The sequence below is a fragment of the Methylobacterium sp. E-066 genome (genome assembly GCF_022829635.1).
Classification (GTDB): domain Bacteria; phylum Pseudomonadota; class Alphaproteobacteria; order Rhizobiales; family Beijerinckiaceae; genus Methylobacterium.
In genome coordinates, this window is the sequence record NZ_JAKSYO010000106.1 from 1 (window position 1) to 15,506 (window position 15,506).

Here is a 15,506-nt window from a genome sequence, read left to right on the forward strand (position 1 = left end):
CGGGTCCCCTCTCCCGTGCGGGAGAGGGACAGGGTGAGGGATGCGCGTTTTCCGGAAAGACCTGGTCCCTCACCCCAACCCTCTCCCGCACGGGAGAGGGGGCGCGTGGCGGCTTTCGCAAGCCGAGGTGTGAACATCGTAACCCGCACGGGAGAGGGGACCCGAGGCTCCTTCGGTCACGCCACGACCGTGGCTACGATCGAAATCTGGTCGCCGATCGGCTTCACGCCGTCGCGATGATGCAGGTGACGGAAAGCGTCCAGACCGAACGATCGGCCTGAAAATGGATGTGATGCAGGGATGCCGACAGAATTGGCTGCAAGCATGCGCCGAGCATGACTGATAGATCTCAGTCGCGGCGATCAGCAAAAGCGGGAAGACCTGTACTCCCTGAAGGAGCTTGGTCGGAGTGGCAGGATTTGAACCTGCGACCCCCACGTCCCGAACGTGGTGCGCTACCAGACTGCGCTACACTCCGAAGGCCGGCTTGCGTGTCCGCAACTGCCGGCAGCGGGCTTATAGCCGCGCCTTTCCCGGACCGCAAGGCCGGTTTTAGGCGATCACTGCAGTCGGCTCGGCCAATCGCCCCGGAGATGCCGAACCGCGATCCCGGCCTCCGCGGATCGCACTGCGATCGTTGCCGCGTATCCCGCTCCGCAATCGATACCCGCGAGGGTCCACGCACCGCCCTCTGCCATACGCAGGAGACGCGGCGGCTCCGGCGGCACGCTGACGCTGAAGCGGTTGAGCGGCAGCGACAGGCCGGAGCCCAGCGCCTTCACCACCGCCTCCTTGCGCGTCCAGAGACCGAAGAACGCGTGATCGATAGCGTTCGGCGACAACGCCGCCAGCGCAGCGGCCTCATCGGGCGCGAAATGCGCGCGGGCGATGCGCAGGGCGTCCGTGATGGGCCGGATTTCCTCGACATCGACGCCGATGGCGGCGCCGCGTGCTAGACCGATGAGCGCGCGGCCGCCGGAATGGGACAGATTGAAATCGAGGGTCCCCCGCGCGGAGCCGGCGAGTTCGGGCTTGCCGCCGGCGCCGGCCTCCAGGCGGATCTCGGCAGGAGCGAGGCCCAAGGCCTCTCCGAGGATCAGCCGAAGCGCTGCATGGCTGGCCCGGTAGCGCATGCGGTCAACCGGACGCAGGAAGCGCGCGGCGCGGTCGCGCTCGGCGGCGTCGAGAACTGCCGCGCAGAGATCAAGCTGGTCCGGCGACAGGGCGAGATCGACGATCCAGATGTCGGCCGCGCTCACGCGACGCCTCGCGGCTTCTGGGCGCACGACGTAGTCTGCTCGGGACGAGGCGGCACGGGCTTGGATCCGGTGACGGTGGGATGAGGAGCATCGTCGTGCGGCACCGGACCGGCAAGTGCATCCCGGCTTGAGCGCACAGTCGCGTGACGGATGGCTGCGAACCCCGAGTCTGGCCGGGCAGCGTGCCCGCTACGGCGTGTTCTTCGCGACCTACCTCTATCAGGGCCTGATCGCTGGATTCTCTCTGACCGCCCTGGCCAATCACCTCGCGGCGCGCGGCGTCCCGGCGACCGAGGTCGGGTTCCATTTCGCCCTGGCCGGGCTGCCCTGGACACTCCAGCCGATCCTTTGGGGACCGCTGGTTGATCGGTCCGGGAATCTGCGCATGGGCCGGCGGCGGCCCTTCGCGGTGGCGGCGATCCTCGGATGCCACGCGGCGGTCGCCCTGATGCTGCTGCTCGGTGCCGATCAGGTTGGCCTACTCGGCCTCGTCTTCCTGGTCCACAGTGTGTTCGCGTCCCTGCTCGACACCGCCTGCGACCGGATGATCATGGATCACGTCCCGGCAGACGAACTCGGCCGGGTCAGCGCCTGCACGCGGGCCGGGTTCGTCGCCGGCACCAGCCTCAGCGCTGCGGTCTTCGGCTGGACGCTCGCCGCCTACGGGCTGGATGTCAGCCTCGCCGGGCTGCTCGCGGCCGGCATCCTGGCAAGCCTGCCGATGCTGCTGCTGCGCGAGGCGCCCGGTGACGCGCTGGTGGATTTTAGCAGGCGCGGCCCGGCGCCGCGGCGCATCCCGTTTCTGCGCTTCCTGCGCCGCCTCGGCCTCGCCCTGCGGCGGAAGCGGGCGCTGCAGCTGCTCGCCCTGTGCTTCGGCCTCGACGGCGCCCTCGGGCTGTTCGAGCTGCCCTTCTCGATCGACCTGCTCCAGAGCCGGGGATGGGACCCGGCTGCGCTGTCGCGCCTTCAGGCCGGTCTGGCCCTGGTGAGCGGGACCGCGGGCGCCTTCGCGATCGGCGTCTGGTCGGACCGGGCCGGGCCGGTGCGGCCTCTGAAAATCCTGCTGCTGGCGAGCGCGTCGACCTTCGTGCTGGCGGGCATCCTGATCGCCGCCGGTCTGCTGGGGTCGGCGGCGCCGCTGATCCTGGCGCTCACCAACGCGCTGCCGGGGCTGCTGATCGTCGCGCTGATGCCGGCTCTGCTGCAGGCCAGCCGCGGGCCCGCCGGCGCGGCGACGCAGTTCGAGGTCTACATGGCGGCGATGAATCTCGGCTCGGTCACCGGAACGATGCTGGCGGGCTGGCTCGCCCCGGTGATGCCGCTGGCCGTCCTCAGCGCCGTGGTCGCCGCGGTGTTCTTGGGGGCCTTCCTGTCGGTCGGCCGCGGCGATCTGCTCGCGCCCCGGCGCTGAGGGACATGGGGATGCCGCGCCCCAACCGACTCCCGCGCGGCCCGCGATGCGCTAGAACGCCCCCATGCCAGCCGCGAAGTCCGATACGCCCGAGCTCGACCTGACCGCCGAGGAGGCGCGCACCGAGCACGCGCGGCTCTCGGAGGCGATTCATGAGGCGGACCGGCTCTACCATCAGGAGGATGCGCCCGAGATTTCGGATGCGGAATACGACCGCCTGCGCCGCCGGCTCGAGGCGATCGAGACCCGCTTCCCCGATCTCGCCGGGACCGGGGCGGTCAGCGCCTCGGTGGGCGCCAAGCCCTCGGAAAAATTCGCCAAGGTCCGGCATGCCGTGCCGATGCTGTCGCTGGGCAACGCCTTCGACCCGGAGGAAGTCAGCGAGTTCGTGGCTCGGGTCCGCCGCTTCCTCGGGCTTGCCGAAGACGCGCCCCTCGCCTTCACGGCCGAGCCGAAGATCGACGGCCTGTCCCTGTCGCTGCGCTACGTGAACGGCAAGCTGGAGACCGCGGCGACCCGCGGCGACGGCGAGGTCGGCGAGAACGTCACGGCGAATGCCCGCACCGTGCAGGACATCCCGGCCACGCTCGCAGGCACCGGCTGGCCGGAGATCTGCGAGGTGCGCGGCGAGGTCTACCTGTCGCACGCGGATTTCGCCGCGATCAACGCCCGCCAGGAGGCCGCCGGCAAGCCGCTCTTCGCCAATCCGCGCAACGCCGCCGCCGGCAGCCTGCGCCAGCTCGACCCGGGCATCACCGCCTCCCGGCCGCTGAAATTCTTCGCCTATGCCTGGGGCGAGCTCTCAGGGCCGATTGCCGAGACGCAGTCCGGCGTCCTGGAGCGCTTCGCCGCCTGGGGTCTGCCGGTGAACCCGCTCACCCAGACTTTCACCGACATCGAGGCCATGCTCGGCCATTATCGCCGGATCGAGGCGGACCGGGCCGGGCTCGGCTACGACATCGACGGCGTCGTCTACAAGGTCGACGATCTCGCGCTGCAGAAGCGGCTCGGCTTCGTCTCGCGCTCGCCCCGCTGGGCGCTGGCCCACAAGTTCGCCGCCCAGGAGGCGACGACGGTGGTCGAGGACATCGTCATCAACGTCGGCCGCACCGGCTCGCTCAACCCCCTGGCGAAGCTGAAACCGGTGACGGTGGGGGGCGTGGTCGTCTCCAACGCGACGCTGCACAACGAGGGCTACGTGAAGGGCGTCGGCGGCGACGGCGAGCCGATCCGCGACGGGCGCGATATCCGCGTCGGCGACACCGTCACGGTGGTCCGGGCCGGCGACGTGATCCCCAAGGTGATGGATGTCGACCTCACCAAGCGCCCGCCGGATTCGCAGCCCTTCGCCTTCCCGGAGACCTGCCCGGCCTGCGGCAGCCGCGCCGTGCGGGCGATCAACCCGCGCACCGGCCGCCCCGACGCGATCCGCCGCTGCACCGGCGGCCTGATCTGCCCGGCGCAGGGGGTGGAGCGGCTGAAACACTTCGTGTCGCGCAACGGCTTCGACATCGAAGGCTTCGGCGAGACCTATATCGAGGTGCTGTTCGAGGCCGGCTTGGTGCGCCAGCCCGCCGACCTGTTCCGACTCGATTTCGAGACCCTGAAGGCCGCTGTCGTGGCGCGGCGCGAGGCGCTCTCGGCCGAGCGGCGCGCCGGGGCCGGGACGACCGAGCCGCCCAAGAAAGCCGCCAAGAAGAAGGGCGAGGACGAAGACAAGGCGATCAAGAACCTGCTCGCCGGCGTCGAGGCGCGCCGCCAGGTTCCGATGAACCGCCTGCTCTTCGCCCTCGGCATCCCGCAGATCGGCGAGGCCACCGCCAAGGCCCTGGCCAAGCGTTTTTCTGAGATGCCGTCGCTGATCGGGGCGATTCGGGAAGCGGCCGCTGTGCAGCCAGGGCCGGACTGGGTCGAGCTGCGGTCCGTGGACAGAATCGGCGACACGACCCGCGACCGGCTGCTCGATTTCGGCTTCCCGGAGGACGCGCCCTCCGACGCGCCGCGTGCGCGCCTCAGCGCGCCCCAGCGGGAAAACCTTCTGCAGCATTACGGCGATGCCGATGCCGTGCGGGCCGCGCTCGCCCGGGCCGCCGCGCAGAAGCCAGGCGATGCCTATCGGCTGTTCGCCGATGACGGCGAGATCGGTCCGGTGGCGACCGACGCGCTGATCCTGTTCTTCTCCGAGCCGCACAATGCCGACGCGGTCGCGGCCCTGCTCGAAGAGGTGACGGTCGAGCCGATGGAGCGGCCGACAGCCGCTTCAACCTTCGCCGGCAAGACCGTGGTCTTCACCGGCACTCTGGAAAAAATGACCCGCAACGAGGCCAAGGCGGTGGCCGAGCGGCTGGGCGCGAAGGTCTCTGGATCTGTCTCGGCCAAGACCGACCTCGTGGTCGCGGGCCCGGGGGCCGGCTCGAAGCTCAAGGATGCCGAGAAGCACGGCGTCCGGGTCGTGTCGGAGGACGATTGGCTGGGGATGGTCGCCGAGGGTTGAAGCGCGAGTCGTGGGGCTTTAGACCGCTTGGGAACACCCCGAGAACGTTCCCCGGCATGGTCCACCCGCGATGACGGTCCTGGCCCTCGACTTCGAGACGGCCAACGAGCGGCGTGACAGCGCCTGCGCGGTGGGTCTTGCCTGGATCGCGGACGGGCGGATCGTGCGGCGGGAAAGCCACCTGATCCGGCCGCCGGAGATGCGGTTCTCGCCGGGCAACATCCGGGTCCACGGCATCCTGCCGGCCAACGTCGCCGATCAGCCGGACTTCGCCGGGGTGATGGCGCCATATCTCGGCGACCTGACCAGCGGTCTGATCCTGGCTCACAACGCCAGCTTCGATATCGGCGTGCTGCGGGCCGGCCTGGCCCGCGCCGGCCTGCCGGTGCCGGCGCTGTCCTATCTGTGCACCGTCCAGATCGCCCGCCGGGTGTTTCCCGCGCCGGAGGGATGCGGCCTCGGCAAGGTTGCCCGGCGCCTCGGCATCCGCTTTGAGCACCACGATGCCGGCGAGGATGCCTATGCCTGCGCGGCGATCGCGCTGGCTGCCATGCGCGAGACCGAGACCCCGGACGTCCACGGCCTCGCCGCGGCGATCGGCGTGCCGGTCACCCGGGTTACGGGCGGTCCCTCCTTGCCCCGCCGGGCTCCGGGGGCGATCAGCAACCGCGCGATGGCCGCCTTTCCGACGGCCCCTTCGGCGCTGAGCTTTACGATCCGGGGTTCGACCGGCAACCAATACAGCGTCTTGCTGGAAGAGCGTGCCGGCGGCCCGCAGTTGCGTTGCACCTGCACGGCCGGCCGCTACGGAATGCGCTGTCGCCACGTAAAGGCGCTGGAAGTCGGCGACATCACCGACCTGCTTTCCGACAACGCCAACGATGTCGAACTGCTCGCCCGCATGCTCGGCGCGAAGGTTTGCGTCGCCTGACCCTGATCAGGCTGCCTCCAGGCAAGACCGGAACGCAGCGACCGCACGCGCGATATCATGCGAGGCAATATGCGGTGCATGACCAGCCGCAGGCGCAGTGACCCGAGCCGTTCCCGAAGCGATCGAGAACGGCTCTCAAGCCCTGGTCTGATGTCCTTCCGCCAAAAAGATCAGGCGGCGCGCTTCTGCTCCCCGTAGAAGGTCCCGCCCTGCTCGGCCATGGCCGCCAGGGTGTCGGGCACCCGGAAGCGGGGACCGTGCTTGGCCTCCAGGCCTCGGGCGAGCGCCACGAAGGAGGCCGCGCCCATGAAATCGATGTAGGACAGCGTGCCGCCGGTGAACGGCGCGAAGCCGAAGCCCAGGATCGAGCCGACATCGGCCTCCCGGGGATCGGTGACCACGCCCTCGCCGACGGTGCGGGCGGCTTCGAGCGCCTGGACCACCAGGAGCCGCTGCTTCAGCTCGTTGAAATCCACAGTCTCCGGGGCGAGCCGGTTGGGCTGCAGCTCCGCCAGGCCCGGCCAGAGGCGCTTGGGCGAGCCCTCCGGGTAATCGTAGAAGCCCTTGCGGTTCTTGCGCCCGAGCCGGCCCTGGCCTTCGACCATAGCGGTGAGGATCGACTTCTGGGCCGGGTCGACCGCCCCCTCCCCGACCTGGGCCTCGGTGGCCTTGGCGATCTTGAGCACGAGGTCGAGGGCGACCTCGTCGTTGAGCGAGAGCGGCCCGACCGGCATGCCGGCCTGACGGCCCGCGCTCTCGATCATCGCGGGCGGCACGCCCTCGGCCAGCATCTTGTGACCTTCGAGGATGTAGGCGCCGACGCAGCGGTTGGCGAAGAAGCCACGGGCGTCGTTCACGACGATCGGAGTCTTCTTGATCAGCCGCACATAGTCGAGGGCGGTAGCGAGCGCCGCGTCGCCGGTGGCCTGACCCTTGATGATCTCGACCAGCATCATCTTCTCGACGGGCGAGAAGAAGTGGATGCCGACAAACCGATCCGGCCGCTGCGAATTCTTCGCCAGGCCGGTGATCGGCAGCGTCGAGGTGTTGGAGGCGAAGATCGTGTCGGGGCCGATCACCGCCTCGACCTTCTGGATCACCTCGGCCTTGACCCTGGGATCCTCGAACACCGCCTCGATCACGAGGTCGCAACCGCTGAGGGTGGCGTAGTCCGCCGTGGTGGTGATCCGGCCGAGCAGCGCGTCGCGATCGGCGGTCTTGGCGCGGCCCTTGTTGATCTGGCCGGTGATCAGCGTGTGGGCGTAGGCCTTGCCCTTCTCGGCGGCCTCGATCGACTGGTCGACCAGCACGACTTCGAGGCCGGCCTGCGCGGTGACGTAGGCGACGCCGGCGCCCATGAAGCCGGCGCCGATCACCCCGACCCGCCGCAAGTTGGTGGCCGGCACGTCCTTCGGCCGGCGGGCGCCCTTGTTCAGCTCGCCCATGGAGATGAACAGCGTGCGGATCATCGCCGCCGCCTCCTTCGAGCGCAGGATATGCGCGAAGTACCGGCTCTCGACCCGCAGGGCGAGGTCCATGGGCAGCTGGAGGCCCTCGTAGACCGAGGCCAGGATCGCCTTGGCGGCCGGGTAATTGTCGTGGGTCTCGCGGCGGTAGATCGCGTTGGCCGGCGGCCAGATCATCATGCCGGCGGGCGAATAGACCTTGCCGGAGGGCGCCTTGAATTTTGGCACGTCCCAGGGGGCGACCGCGGAGCCGCCCTCGCGGATCCAGGCCTTGGCGCGCTCGACGATCTCGGCCTGCGGCGCCACCGCGTGGATCAGGCCCATGCCCTTGGCCATGGGCGCCCGGATCTGCTCGCCCTTGAACAGCATCTGGAGCGCGTCGCCGGTCTGCATCAGCCGGGCGACCCGCTGGGTGCCGCCGCCGCCCGGGAACAGCCCGACCTTGATCTCCGGCAGCCCGACCCGCGTCTTCGCGTCATCCGACGCGACGCGGTGGTGGCAGGACAGGGCCAGCTCGAAGGCGCCGCCCAGGCACAGGCCCTGGATCGCCGCGGCGAACGGCTTGCCGCTGGTCTCCAACCGGCGGAACAGCAGCGACAGCCGGCGCGACGCCTCGAAGAAGTGGCGCATCGCCACCTCCTCGCCCTGCTCGGCTTTCAACTGCTCGTAGGCCCGGCGGTGAGCTTGCAGCATCGTGAGGTCGGCGCCCGCGGAAAAATTGTCCTTGCCGGTGGCGATCACGCAACCCTTGATCGCAGCGTCCGAGGCGACCGTCTCGATGATCTGCTCCAGCTGATCCATCACCCCTTCGGTGATCACGTTCATCGAACGGCCCGGCATGTCCCAGGTCGCCACCGCAACGCCGTCTAAATCGGTCTCGAAGCGGAAATTGTTTTGCGACTCCGTCATCATCAGCCCTCCTCGCTAATTTCCTTCGCTAACTGCTCGGCGACAGCTTTCAGAATGGCCGATTCAAGCCATAGCGGGACTTCAAACCAAGCAGCCCGAGCAGATGATTGTGGAAATCCGAGCTTCCGACCGGGTTGATCGCACCACCGCATGGCAATCCGGCGCCGATGACCCTCGCCATATGGCCTGACGACGGCCACTGCGAAGCCATGAGGTCCCGTGTCGGGATCATCGTATTGGGTATGATAGACGATCTGCTCGAGATTACCGCCGCCGGTCACAAAAACGTCGCTTAGATCATCCTTTTGGATCGACATTGGCGGTTTTCCCGAACAAGATTGTCGCTTTAACCCAATAGCATGCTTCGATTCATTTGGGCGGCGGAACCGGCGGCGCACCGGTCTTCGGGGCGTTGTCGGTGGCGGCGGCCACCGCCAGCATGTTCAGGAGCTTGGTCACCGAGTTCTGCGAGATCGCCGTCACCGCCGAGTTCGGATCGGCGTTCATCGTCTGGAACTTGAGATAGGTCGGATCGGCATAGATCTCGTCGAGATGCTTCAGCTCGGCGAGCGTGAACTTCTGGGCGTATTCCTTCGACAGCCCCTCGATCATGATGCCGCGCTGCTTCTCGAACTCGTCGGTGAGTTCCTTTCGCACGGCCTCGGCGCGCGATTCCGGCATCGGCGCCACGGTCTTCTCCAGGGCGACGTTGAAGCCGGTCTGAAGGTTCTTGATCAGGGTCTTGTTCACGAGCGAGGTCGCCTCGGCGACGCGGTCCGACGCTTCGTCGGCGCGCGCAGCAAGCGGCAGGCTCATGGAGACGCCCAGGCAGAGCGTCGCGATCAGGCGGTTCAAGGGCTCGACTCCCAATTTGTTATCGTTCGGCCCGGATTCGCGCCGCACGTCATCCGCGCCTCTACCAGCGTTCCCGGGCTTTGGGGAGCGGCCCCCGCCGGCTCCCGCGCCGCAGGGCCGCTCAGACCCGCTCGATGATCGTGGCGGTGCCCATGCCGGCTCCGATGCAGAGGGTGACCAGGGCGCGCTCCTTGCCGGTGCGCTCCAGCTCGTCGAGCGCCGTTCCGAGGATCATCGCGCCGGTGGCGCCCAGCGGATGGCCGAGCGCGATCGCGCCGCCGGTGACGTTGACGATCTCGGGATCGAGATCGAACGCCTGGCAGAAGCGCAGGACGACGGCCGCGAAGGCCTCGTTCACCTCGAACAGGTCGATATCGGACAGGCTCAGCCCCGACCGGGCCAGGACCTTGCGGGTGACGTCGACCGGGCCGGTGAGCATCAGGGCCGGGTCCGAGCCGATATTGGCGAACGCCCGGATCCGCGCCCGCGGCCGCAGCCCGGCGGCGTCGCCGGCCGCCTTCGAGCCGATCAGCACGGCAGCGGCGCCGTCAACGATGCCCGACGAGTTGCCGGCATGGTGGACGTGGTTGACCGTCTCGACATCCGGATGCGCATCCGTCGCCACCGCGTCGAACCCGCCCATCTGTCCCATCTGGACGAAGGAGGCCTTCAGCGCGGCCAGCGACTGCATGTCGGTGCCCGGCCGCATATGCTCGTCGCGGTCGAGCAGCGTGATGCCGTTCACGTCGCGCACCGGCACCACCGAGCCGCCGAACAGCCCGTCCGCCCAGGACTTGGCCGAGCGCGCCTGCGAGCGGACCGCGTAGGCGTCGCAATCGTCCCGCGAGAAGCCGTACTTGGTGGCGATCAGGTCGGCCGAGACGCCCTGCGGCATGAAATACGACTTGATGGCGATCGCCGGATCGACCGGCCACGCGCCCCCCGAGGCGCCGATGCCGATGCGGCTCATCGATTCGACGCCGCCGCCCACCGCCATCGCGTGCTGGCCGCTCATCACCTGCGCGGCAGCGAAATTCACGGCATCGAGGCCCGACGCGCAGAAGCGGTTGATCTGGATGCCCGGGACATGGTCGCCGTAATCCGAGACCAGGGCCGCGGCGCGGGCGATGTCGCCCCCCGCCTCGCCCACCGGGTCGACACAGCCGAGGATCACGTCGTCGACCAAAGCCGTGTCGAGGCCGGTGCGGTCCTTGAGCGCTCGCAGGGCCGTCTCGGCAAGGCGCAGGGCCGTCACCTCGTGCAGCGCGCCATCCGCCTTGCCACGGCCGCGCGGCGTGCGGACGTGATCGTAGATGAAGGCTTCGGGCATCGGCGTTCCCCAGCGTGTTCTTGCCTGTTGGCGACGCGGCCATACCGGGCCGAGTCGCTGGGCGCCAGTCTGCCACGGCGCATGCGCCTCGCACCATCCCGGGCCGCGGTGAAACGTAGAGCTTCGAAGGGAGCTCGAAACAGAGCCGCGCCCGATCGGGGTTCGATCGGGCGCGGCTCGCAATCTCGATGGCCGGTGGCGGCCTGTATCCCGGTCGGGACCTTAGTCTTGGAGCATGCGCTTCAGGAGCTCGACCTCGTCGCCGAGGATCGTATCCTCGCCGATCAGCTTCTCGATCTTGCGCACCGCGTGCAGCACGGTCGTATGGTCGCGTCCACCGAACCGACGGCCGATCTCGGGCAGCGAGCGCAGGGTCAGCACCTTCGACAGGTACATGGCGATCTGGCGCGGCTTGACCACGGCGGCGGTGCGCCGCTCCGACAGGATGTCCGAACGCGAGACGTTGTAGCGCGAGGCGACCAGCTTCTGGATGTCCTCGATCTTGATCCGCTTCGGCTCGCGGTTCTTCACGAGGTCGCGGATCGCGCTCTCGGCGGTCTCCATCGTGACGGCGGTGCCGGTGAGCGTGGCATGGGCCAGCAACCGGTTGACCGCGCCTTCGAGGTCGCGACCGTTGGCCGTGATCGCCCGGGCCACGTAGGTCGCGACCTGCGGCGACACGTCGAAGCCCGGATGCGCCGCCCGCACCGCGGCGAGCCGCGCCGACAGGATCGAGACCCGTAGGGCCTCATCGAGGGCCGTGATCTCGACCACGAGGCCGCCGCCCAGGCGCGAGCGCACGCGCTCGTCCAGCGCCTCCAGCTCGGTCGGGGGACGATCCGAGGCGACGACGACCTGCCGGCCGGCATCGATCAGCGCGTTGATCGTGTGGCCGAACTCGGCCTGGATCGACTTGCCCTGGATGAACTGGACGTCGTCCAGGATCAGCAGATCGATGCCGCGCAGGCGCTCCTTGTAGGCGAGCGCCGACTGAGTCTTCAGGGCGTTGACGAAGCCGTACATGAACCGGTCGGCGGTCAGGTAGATCACCCGGCGCCCGGCCTCGCGGGCGGCGTGGCCGATCCCGTGCAGCAGATGCGTCTTGCCCAGGCCGACGCCGGCATGGAGGTAGAGCGGGTTGTACAGCGCGCCCTCGCCCTGGTGCCGGGCGACCCGCTCGGCGGCGGCGTGGGCCAGCGCGTTCGAGCGGCCGATGACGAAGCTGGAGAAGGTCAGCCGCGCATCGAGCGGCGTGCCGCTGAGGTCGCCCCCAGCATCGGCGTTGCGCTGCTCGGAGGCGGCCGCGACAGTGGTGGCCACGGGGGCCGGCGTGTTGGTGGCGTGGAGCCGGGCGAGCGGGCCGCTGGCCGGGCCGGCCTTGGGCGCGCCGACGACGGCGGGACGCGCCGGGGCGCCGGTGCCGCGCACGCCGACCTCAATCCGGGCGATCTCCTCGGCCTCGGCCTTGAAGGTGCCGAGCACCCGGTCGAGGTAGTGCGATTCGATCCAGCTCTTGAGGAAGCGCGTCGGCACCGTCAGCCGTGCCGTGCCGGCCGATACGCCTTCGAGTTCCAGACGGGCGAACCAGCTGGCGAACACGTCCTCGCCCAGCTCGGCGCGCAGCCGCCGCTTCACCCGCGCCCAGGCGGGTCCGAAATCCGTAGTGCCGCCGCTGCGGCCACCCTCGTCGTCGCTCGCCACCGTTCCGTCGACACGCATCACTGGCTCTCCCGACGCCGCCGGCGGAAACCCGCAGGCTGCGCGTACGCACGATTTACGCCCTCAGCGTCCCGCATGACCGGGCGGGACAGACTCCTTGGGTGGAGTCAACTCCCCACCAAGGAACTTTTGCCGATTGGAAGAGCCTATCAACAATTACCTACAGTTCCTTTAACAGTGGGACTTGTGGGGATGGCCCAGATTCCCAACCGCAAGTGTTTCCTGACCCAACCAAGCCGCTTGCTAGAGTCTTGGCGAATCGGATTGATTCGCTCTCGTCCCGATATCGGCAGTTTTTGCTTGAACGCAGTCAGCTTCTGTTAAGCTACACGCCGCCCCTAGACTCTGCAACGTACCAAATTCTGGTCTAGGGTTAACGCTTCGCGACGGCCCGGGACACGGAGCAGCCAAGCGCATCCGGACAGCGGACACGAAAAAGCCCGGCGCGAAGGCCGGGCTTTGTCTCGTCCAGTGGTGCGGTGGCGGCTTAGGCGGCCAGCGCCTTCACCCGGGCGGCCAGGCGCGAGACCTTCCGCGAGGCGTTGTTCTTATGGACGATGCCGTGCTGGGCAGCGCGCATCATCTCGGGCTCGGCGGCCCGCAGGGCGGTCAGCGCGTCCTGCTGGTTGCCGGCGGCGATCGCCTCCTCGACCTTGCGGACGAAGGTGCGCATGCGCGAGCGGCGCGAGCGGTTGACCGCCGTGCGCTTCTCGATCTTGCGGGTCATTTTCTTGGCCGAAGCGGTGTTGGCCATGGAGTCCTCGTTCTCTTCGTCGGGCGATGCCGACGGGCCGGCTCAGCCGGGAATCGGTCGTCGCATCAGGTTGTCAGGCGATGGCCGAGACGCAGCGCGCGCGAAAGCGCGGCCCCTCGGCGAAGCGCGCTCTATAGACACGGTCCGATGTCGCGTCAACGCATCGGTCGGAGCAAGCCCAGCGACACGGCGAGCTTCGGCGAAGCCATCACAGGTTCTCGGGTGGTCATTTTTTCCTTGTAAATAGGCTTTAATTCAGATACAAGTCTCTCAGTCCATACGGGAGAGAGGGCCGTCCGTGAATGGCGTTACGCTCAAATCCGTCATTCGAAGTGGCGTTGCTACGCAGCCTTGTGGCTGGTCTCACATTCGAATTTAAGCTTTTAAAGCTGCGACTTGCTCTTCAACGAGCGTATTCGCCAGAACAGCCTCGTGTACCCGCCGGCCAACCCAATGCCGGACAGTGGGCGCGTGAAGCGGAAAACTCGCGCCCTGGATCGAATTATCAGCAAATTGCCGAAACATGCCAGGAGTATATCGAGGCCAACTGCGTAGGATAAATTTATCGCGAATTCCCTCGACAATTCCTCGGAATGGATATCTCAGATTTGAAGGCTGCCGCGCGAGCTAATGAACCCGGAGCCAAGAAAGCACATAAACTATTATTTGATAATCGCTTCAAAAAGTAGGAGGCATAAGAATGGAACCTGTATCTATTTTTAGAATTTTGAATCTTCTCGAAAAATCGAAAGTGAAATTTCGTCTCGCCCGTGACCGTCCAGACACAATTAGGGTTGATGCGACATTATATGGTCTGCGACTCGAAATAGAGTGCTTCGATGACAATCATATAGAAATTTCAACATTCCGAGGCACGGAAGATATCGACGGAGAATACGATTACCTACTGAAGATCTTGTCCGAAAACTCAATGGATTAGATCGAGACAATTCAATATGATGATTTGAGGCATGGCGGCAGGTGATCACGTGTCACTCCGGCCAGCGCAAAGCCGCCGCCGCCGCCAGCGTGCCGACCACGGCGGCGATCAGGGTCAGCGCCGCCAACACCGCCAGCGGCACCAGGAACGGCACCGTGCCGCCCGTCGCCGCCTGGGCGGCCGAGACGCCGAAGATCAGGCTCGGAATCATCAGCGGCAGGACCAGCACCGCGAGAATCAGGCCGCCCCGGCGAATCGAGGCCGTCAGCGCAGCTCCGACCGCGCCGATGAAGCTGAGTGCCGGGGTTCCGGCGAGCAGGGTCAGCGCCGTGGCGCCCATGGCGGTGCCGTCCAGGGCGACGAGCAGGCCGAAGAGCGGCGAGGCGAGCGCCAGGGGCAGGCCGGTGGTCAGCCAATGCGCCGTGACCTTGGCGAGCACGACGCCTTCGAGGGGCACCGGGGCGGCAGTCATCAGGTCGAGGGAGCCGTCCTCCTCGTCGGCTTGAAACAGGCGGTCGAGGCCGATCAGGGTCGAGAGCACCGCCGCGAGCCAGAGGATCGCCGGGCCGATCCGCGACAGCAAATTGAGGTCGGGCCCGAGCGCGAACGGCACCAGGGCGACGATCATCAGGAAGAACACCAGCGACAGGGCGCCGGAGCCGCCGACCCGGCCGGCCAGGCGCAGGTCGCGGGCGATCAGGGCCAGGATCGCGCGGGTCACGCCCAATCCTCCATGGGCTCGGGCTCCGGAGCGACCGACGCCTCGATGCACAGCTCCGCCGCCCCGTCGAGGCCGAGCGCCTGGTGGGTGGCGGCGATCACAAGGCCGCCCCCGACCCGATGCGCCGCCATCAGGCCGGCGAGCAAGGCCTGCGAGGCGGTGTCGAGGGCCGCGGTCGGCTCGTCGAGGAGCCAGAGCGGGCGCTCGCAGACCAGCAACCGCGCCAAAGCCACCCGCCGCCTCTGGCCGGCCGACAGGTAGCCCACCGGCAGGTCATGGGCATGGCCGAGGCCGAGCTGCTCCAGCGCATTCCGGGGCGACAGCCGCGGCGCGCCGAGGAGTTTTTGCGCGAACAGCAGGTTCTCGCCGGCGGTCAGCGAACTCTTGAGCCCGTCGCGATGGCCGACGACGTGGAGGCATTCCGGCAGGCTCGCCTCGCCGACCTCGGCCACCTCGACGCGCCCGGCATCGGGCCGCAGCCGGCCCGACAGGATGGCGAGCAGGCTCGACTTCCCGGCGCCGTTCCGTCCGGTCACCGCCAGGGCATCCCCCGGCCCGAGGGCGAAGGCCAGACCGGAAAAAATGCGGCGCCCGGAGCGGCGGCAGGCGAGATTGTCCACGCTGAGCCGCACCCGATACCCCGCCCTCTCCCGCCGACGCGCGGCGCCTCCATGCCCGATTGCGGCCCGCAACGGAACCGTGCCGCTACGCTCCGTC

At 68.1% G+C, this 15,506-nt stretch carries 12 protein-coding genes and 1 tRNA gene; 3 read left to right on the forward strand and 10 right to left on the reverse strand.

The window, feature by feature from the left end:
* Positions 1–401: 401 nt before the first annotated feature.
* Together MKL20_RS15190 and MKL20_RS15195 are read right to left on the reverse strand one after the other, a co-directional pair.
* Positions 402–478 (reverse strand) — tRNA-Pro (locus MKL20_RS15190).
* A gap of 82 nt (positions 479–560) precedes the next feature.
* Positions 561–1,259 (reverse strand): 4'-phosphopantetheinyl transferase family protein, encoded by a 699-nt coding sequence (locus MKL20_RS15195; RefSeq protein ID WP_244037367.1) that lies wholly within the window; start codon positions 1,257–1,259, stop codon positions 561–563.
* A gap of 127 nt (positions 1,260–1,386) precedes the next feature.
* Here MKL20_RS15195 and MKL20_RS15200 point away from each other — a divergent pair, with 127 nt between their 5' ends.
* The 3 genes from MKL20_RS15200 (at position 1,387) to MKL20_RS15210 (ending at position 6,095) form a co-directional block, all read left to right on the forward strand.
* Positions 1,387–2,670, forward strand: coding sequence for an MFS transporter (locus tag MKL20_RS15200; protein ID WP_244037368.1), 1,284 nt, complete (start codon positions 1,387–1,389; stop codon positions 2,668–2,670).
* Between the two features lie 64 nt (positions 2,671–2,734).
* Entirely contained in the window at positions 2,735–5,164 is a 2,430-nt protein-coding gene (ligA, locus tag MKL20_RS15205; RefSeq protein ID WP_244037369.1) for an NAD-dependent DNA ligase LigA, read from the forward strand.
* A 70-nt stretch (positions 5,165–5,234) separates the two neighbouring features.
* Positions 5,235–6,095 (forward strand): 3'-5' exonuclease, encoded by an 861-nt coding sequence (locus MKL20_RS15210; RefSeq protein WP_244037370.1) that lies wholly within the window; start codon positions 5,235–5,237, stop codon positions 6,093–6,095.
* Positions 6,096–6,265: 170 nt separating this feature from the next.
* On the opposite strand, the gene MKL20_RS15215 is transcribed toward MKL20_RS15210, so the two are convergent.
* The 8 genes from MKL20_RS15215 to ccmA all read right to left on the reverse strand — a co-directional run bounded on the left by MKL20_RS15215 (position 6,266) and on the right by ccmA (position 15,421).
* Positions 6,266–8,470, reverse strand: coding sequence for a 3-hydroxyacyl-CoA dehydrogenase NAD-binding domain-containing protein (locus MKL20_RS15215; protein ID WP_244037371.1), 2,205 nt, complete (start codon positions 8,468–8,470; stop codon positions 6,266–6,268).
* 2 nt (positions 8,471–8,472) lie between these two features.
* Positions 8,473–8,787, reverse strand: coding sequence for a hypothetical protein (locus MKL20_RS15220; protein WP_244037372.1), 315 nt, complete (start codon positions 8,785–8,787; stop codon positions 8,473–8,475).
* A 52-nt stretch (positions 8,788–8,839) separates the two neighbouring features.
* Positions 8,840–9,325 (reverse strand): hypothetical protein, encoded by a 486-nt coding sequence (locus MKL20_RS15225; RefSeq protein WP_244037373.1) that lies wholly within the window; start codon positions 9,323–9,325, stop codon positions 8,840–8,842.
* Positions 9,326–9,446: 121 nt separating this feature from the next.
* The gene (locus MKL20_RS15230) at positions 9,447–10,655 is read right to left on the reverse strand and encodes an acetyl-CoA C-acetyltransferase (RefSeq protein WP_244037374.1); all 1,209 of its coding nucleotides are present in this window, start codon (positions 10,653–10,655) and stop codon (positions 9,447–9,449) included.
* A gap of 222 nt (positions 10,656–10,877) precedes the next feature.
* The gene (gene dnaA / locus MKL20_RS15235) at positions 10,878–12,374 is read right to left on the reverse strand and encodes a chromosomal replication initiator protein DnaA (protein WP_244037375.1); all 1,497 of its coding nucleotides are present in this window, start codon (positions 12,372–12,374) and stop codon (positions 10,878–10,880) included.
* Between the two features lie 487 nt (positions 12,375–12,861).
* Positions 12,862–13,128, reverse strand: coding sequence for a 30S ribosomal protein S20 (gene rpsT / locus MKL20_RS15240; protein WP_147856441.1), 267 nt, complete (start codon positions 13,126–13,128; stop codon positions 12,862–12,864).
* 992 nt (positions 13,129–14,120) lie between these two features.
* Positions 14,121–14,789: a heme exporter protein CcmB gene (gene ccmB / locus MKL20_RS15245; protein ID WP_244037376.1), complete on the reverse strand. Its 669-nt coding sequence runs from the start codon at positions 14,787–14,789 to the stop codon at positions 14,121–14,123.
* A complete protein-coding gene (gene ccmA / locus MKL20_RS15250) occupies positions 14,786–15,421 on the reverse strand; it encodes a heme ABC exporter ATP-binding protein CcmA (protein WP_244037377.1) in 636 nt (211 codons plus the stop codon). Before ccmA ends, ccmB begins: the two co-directional genes overlap by 4 nt.
* Positions 15,422–15,506: the final 85 nt, after the last annotated feature.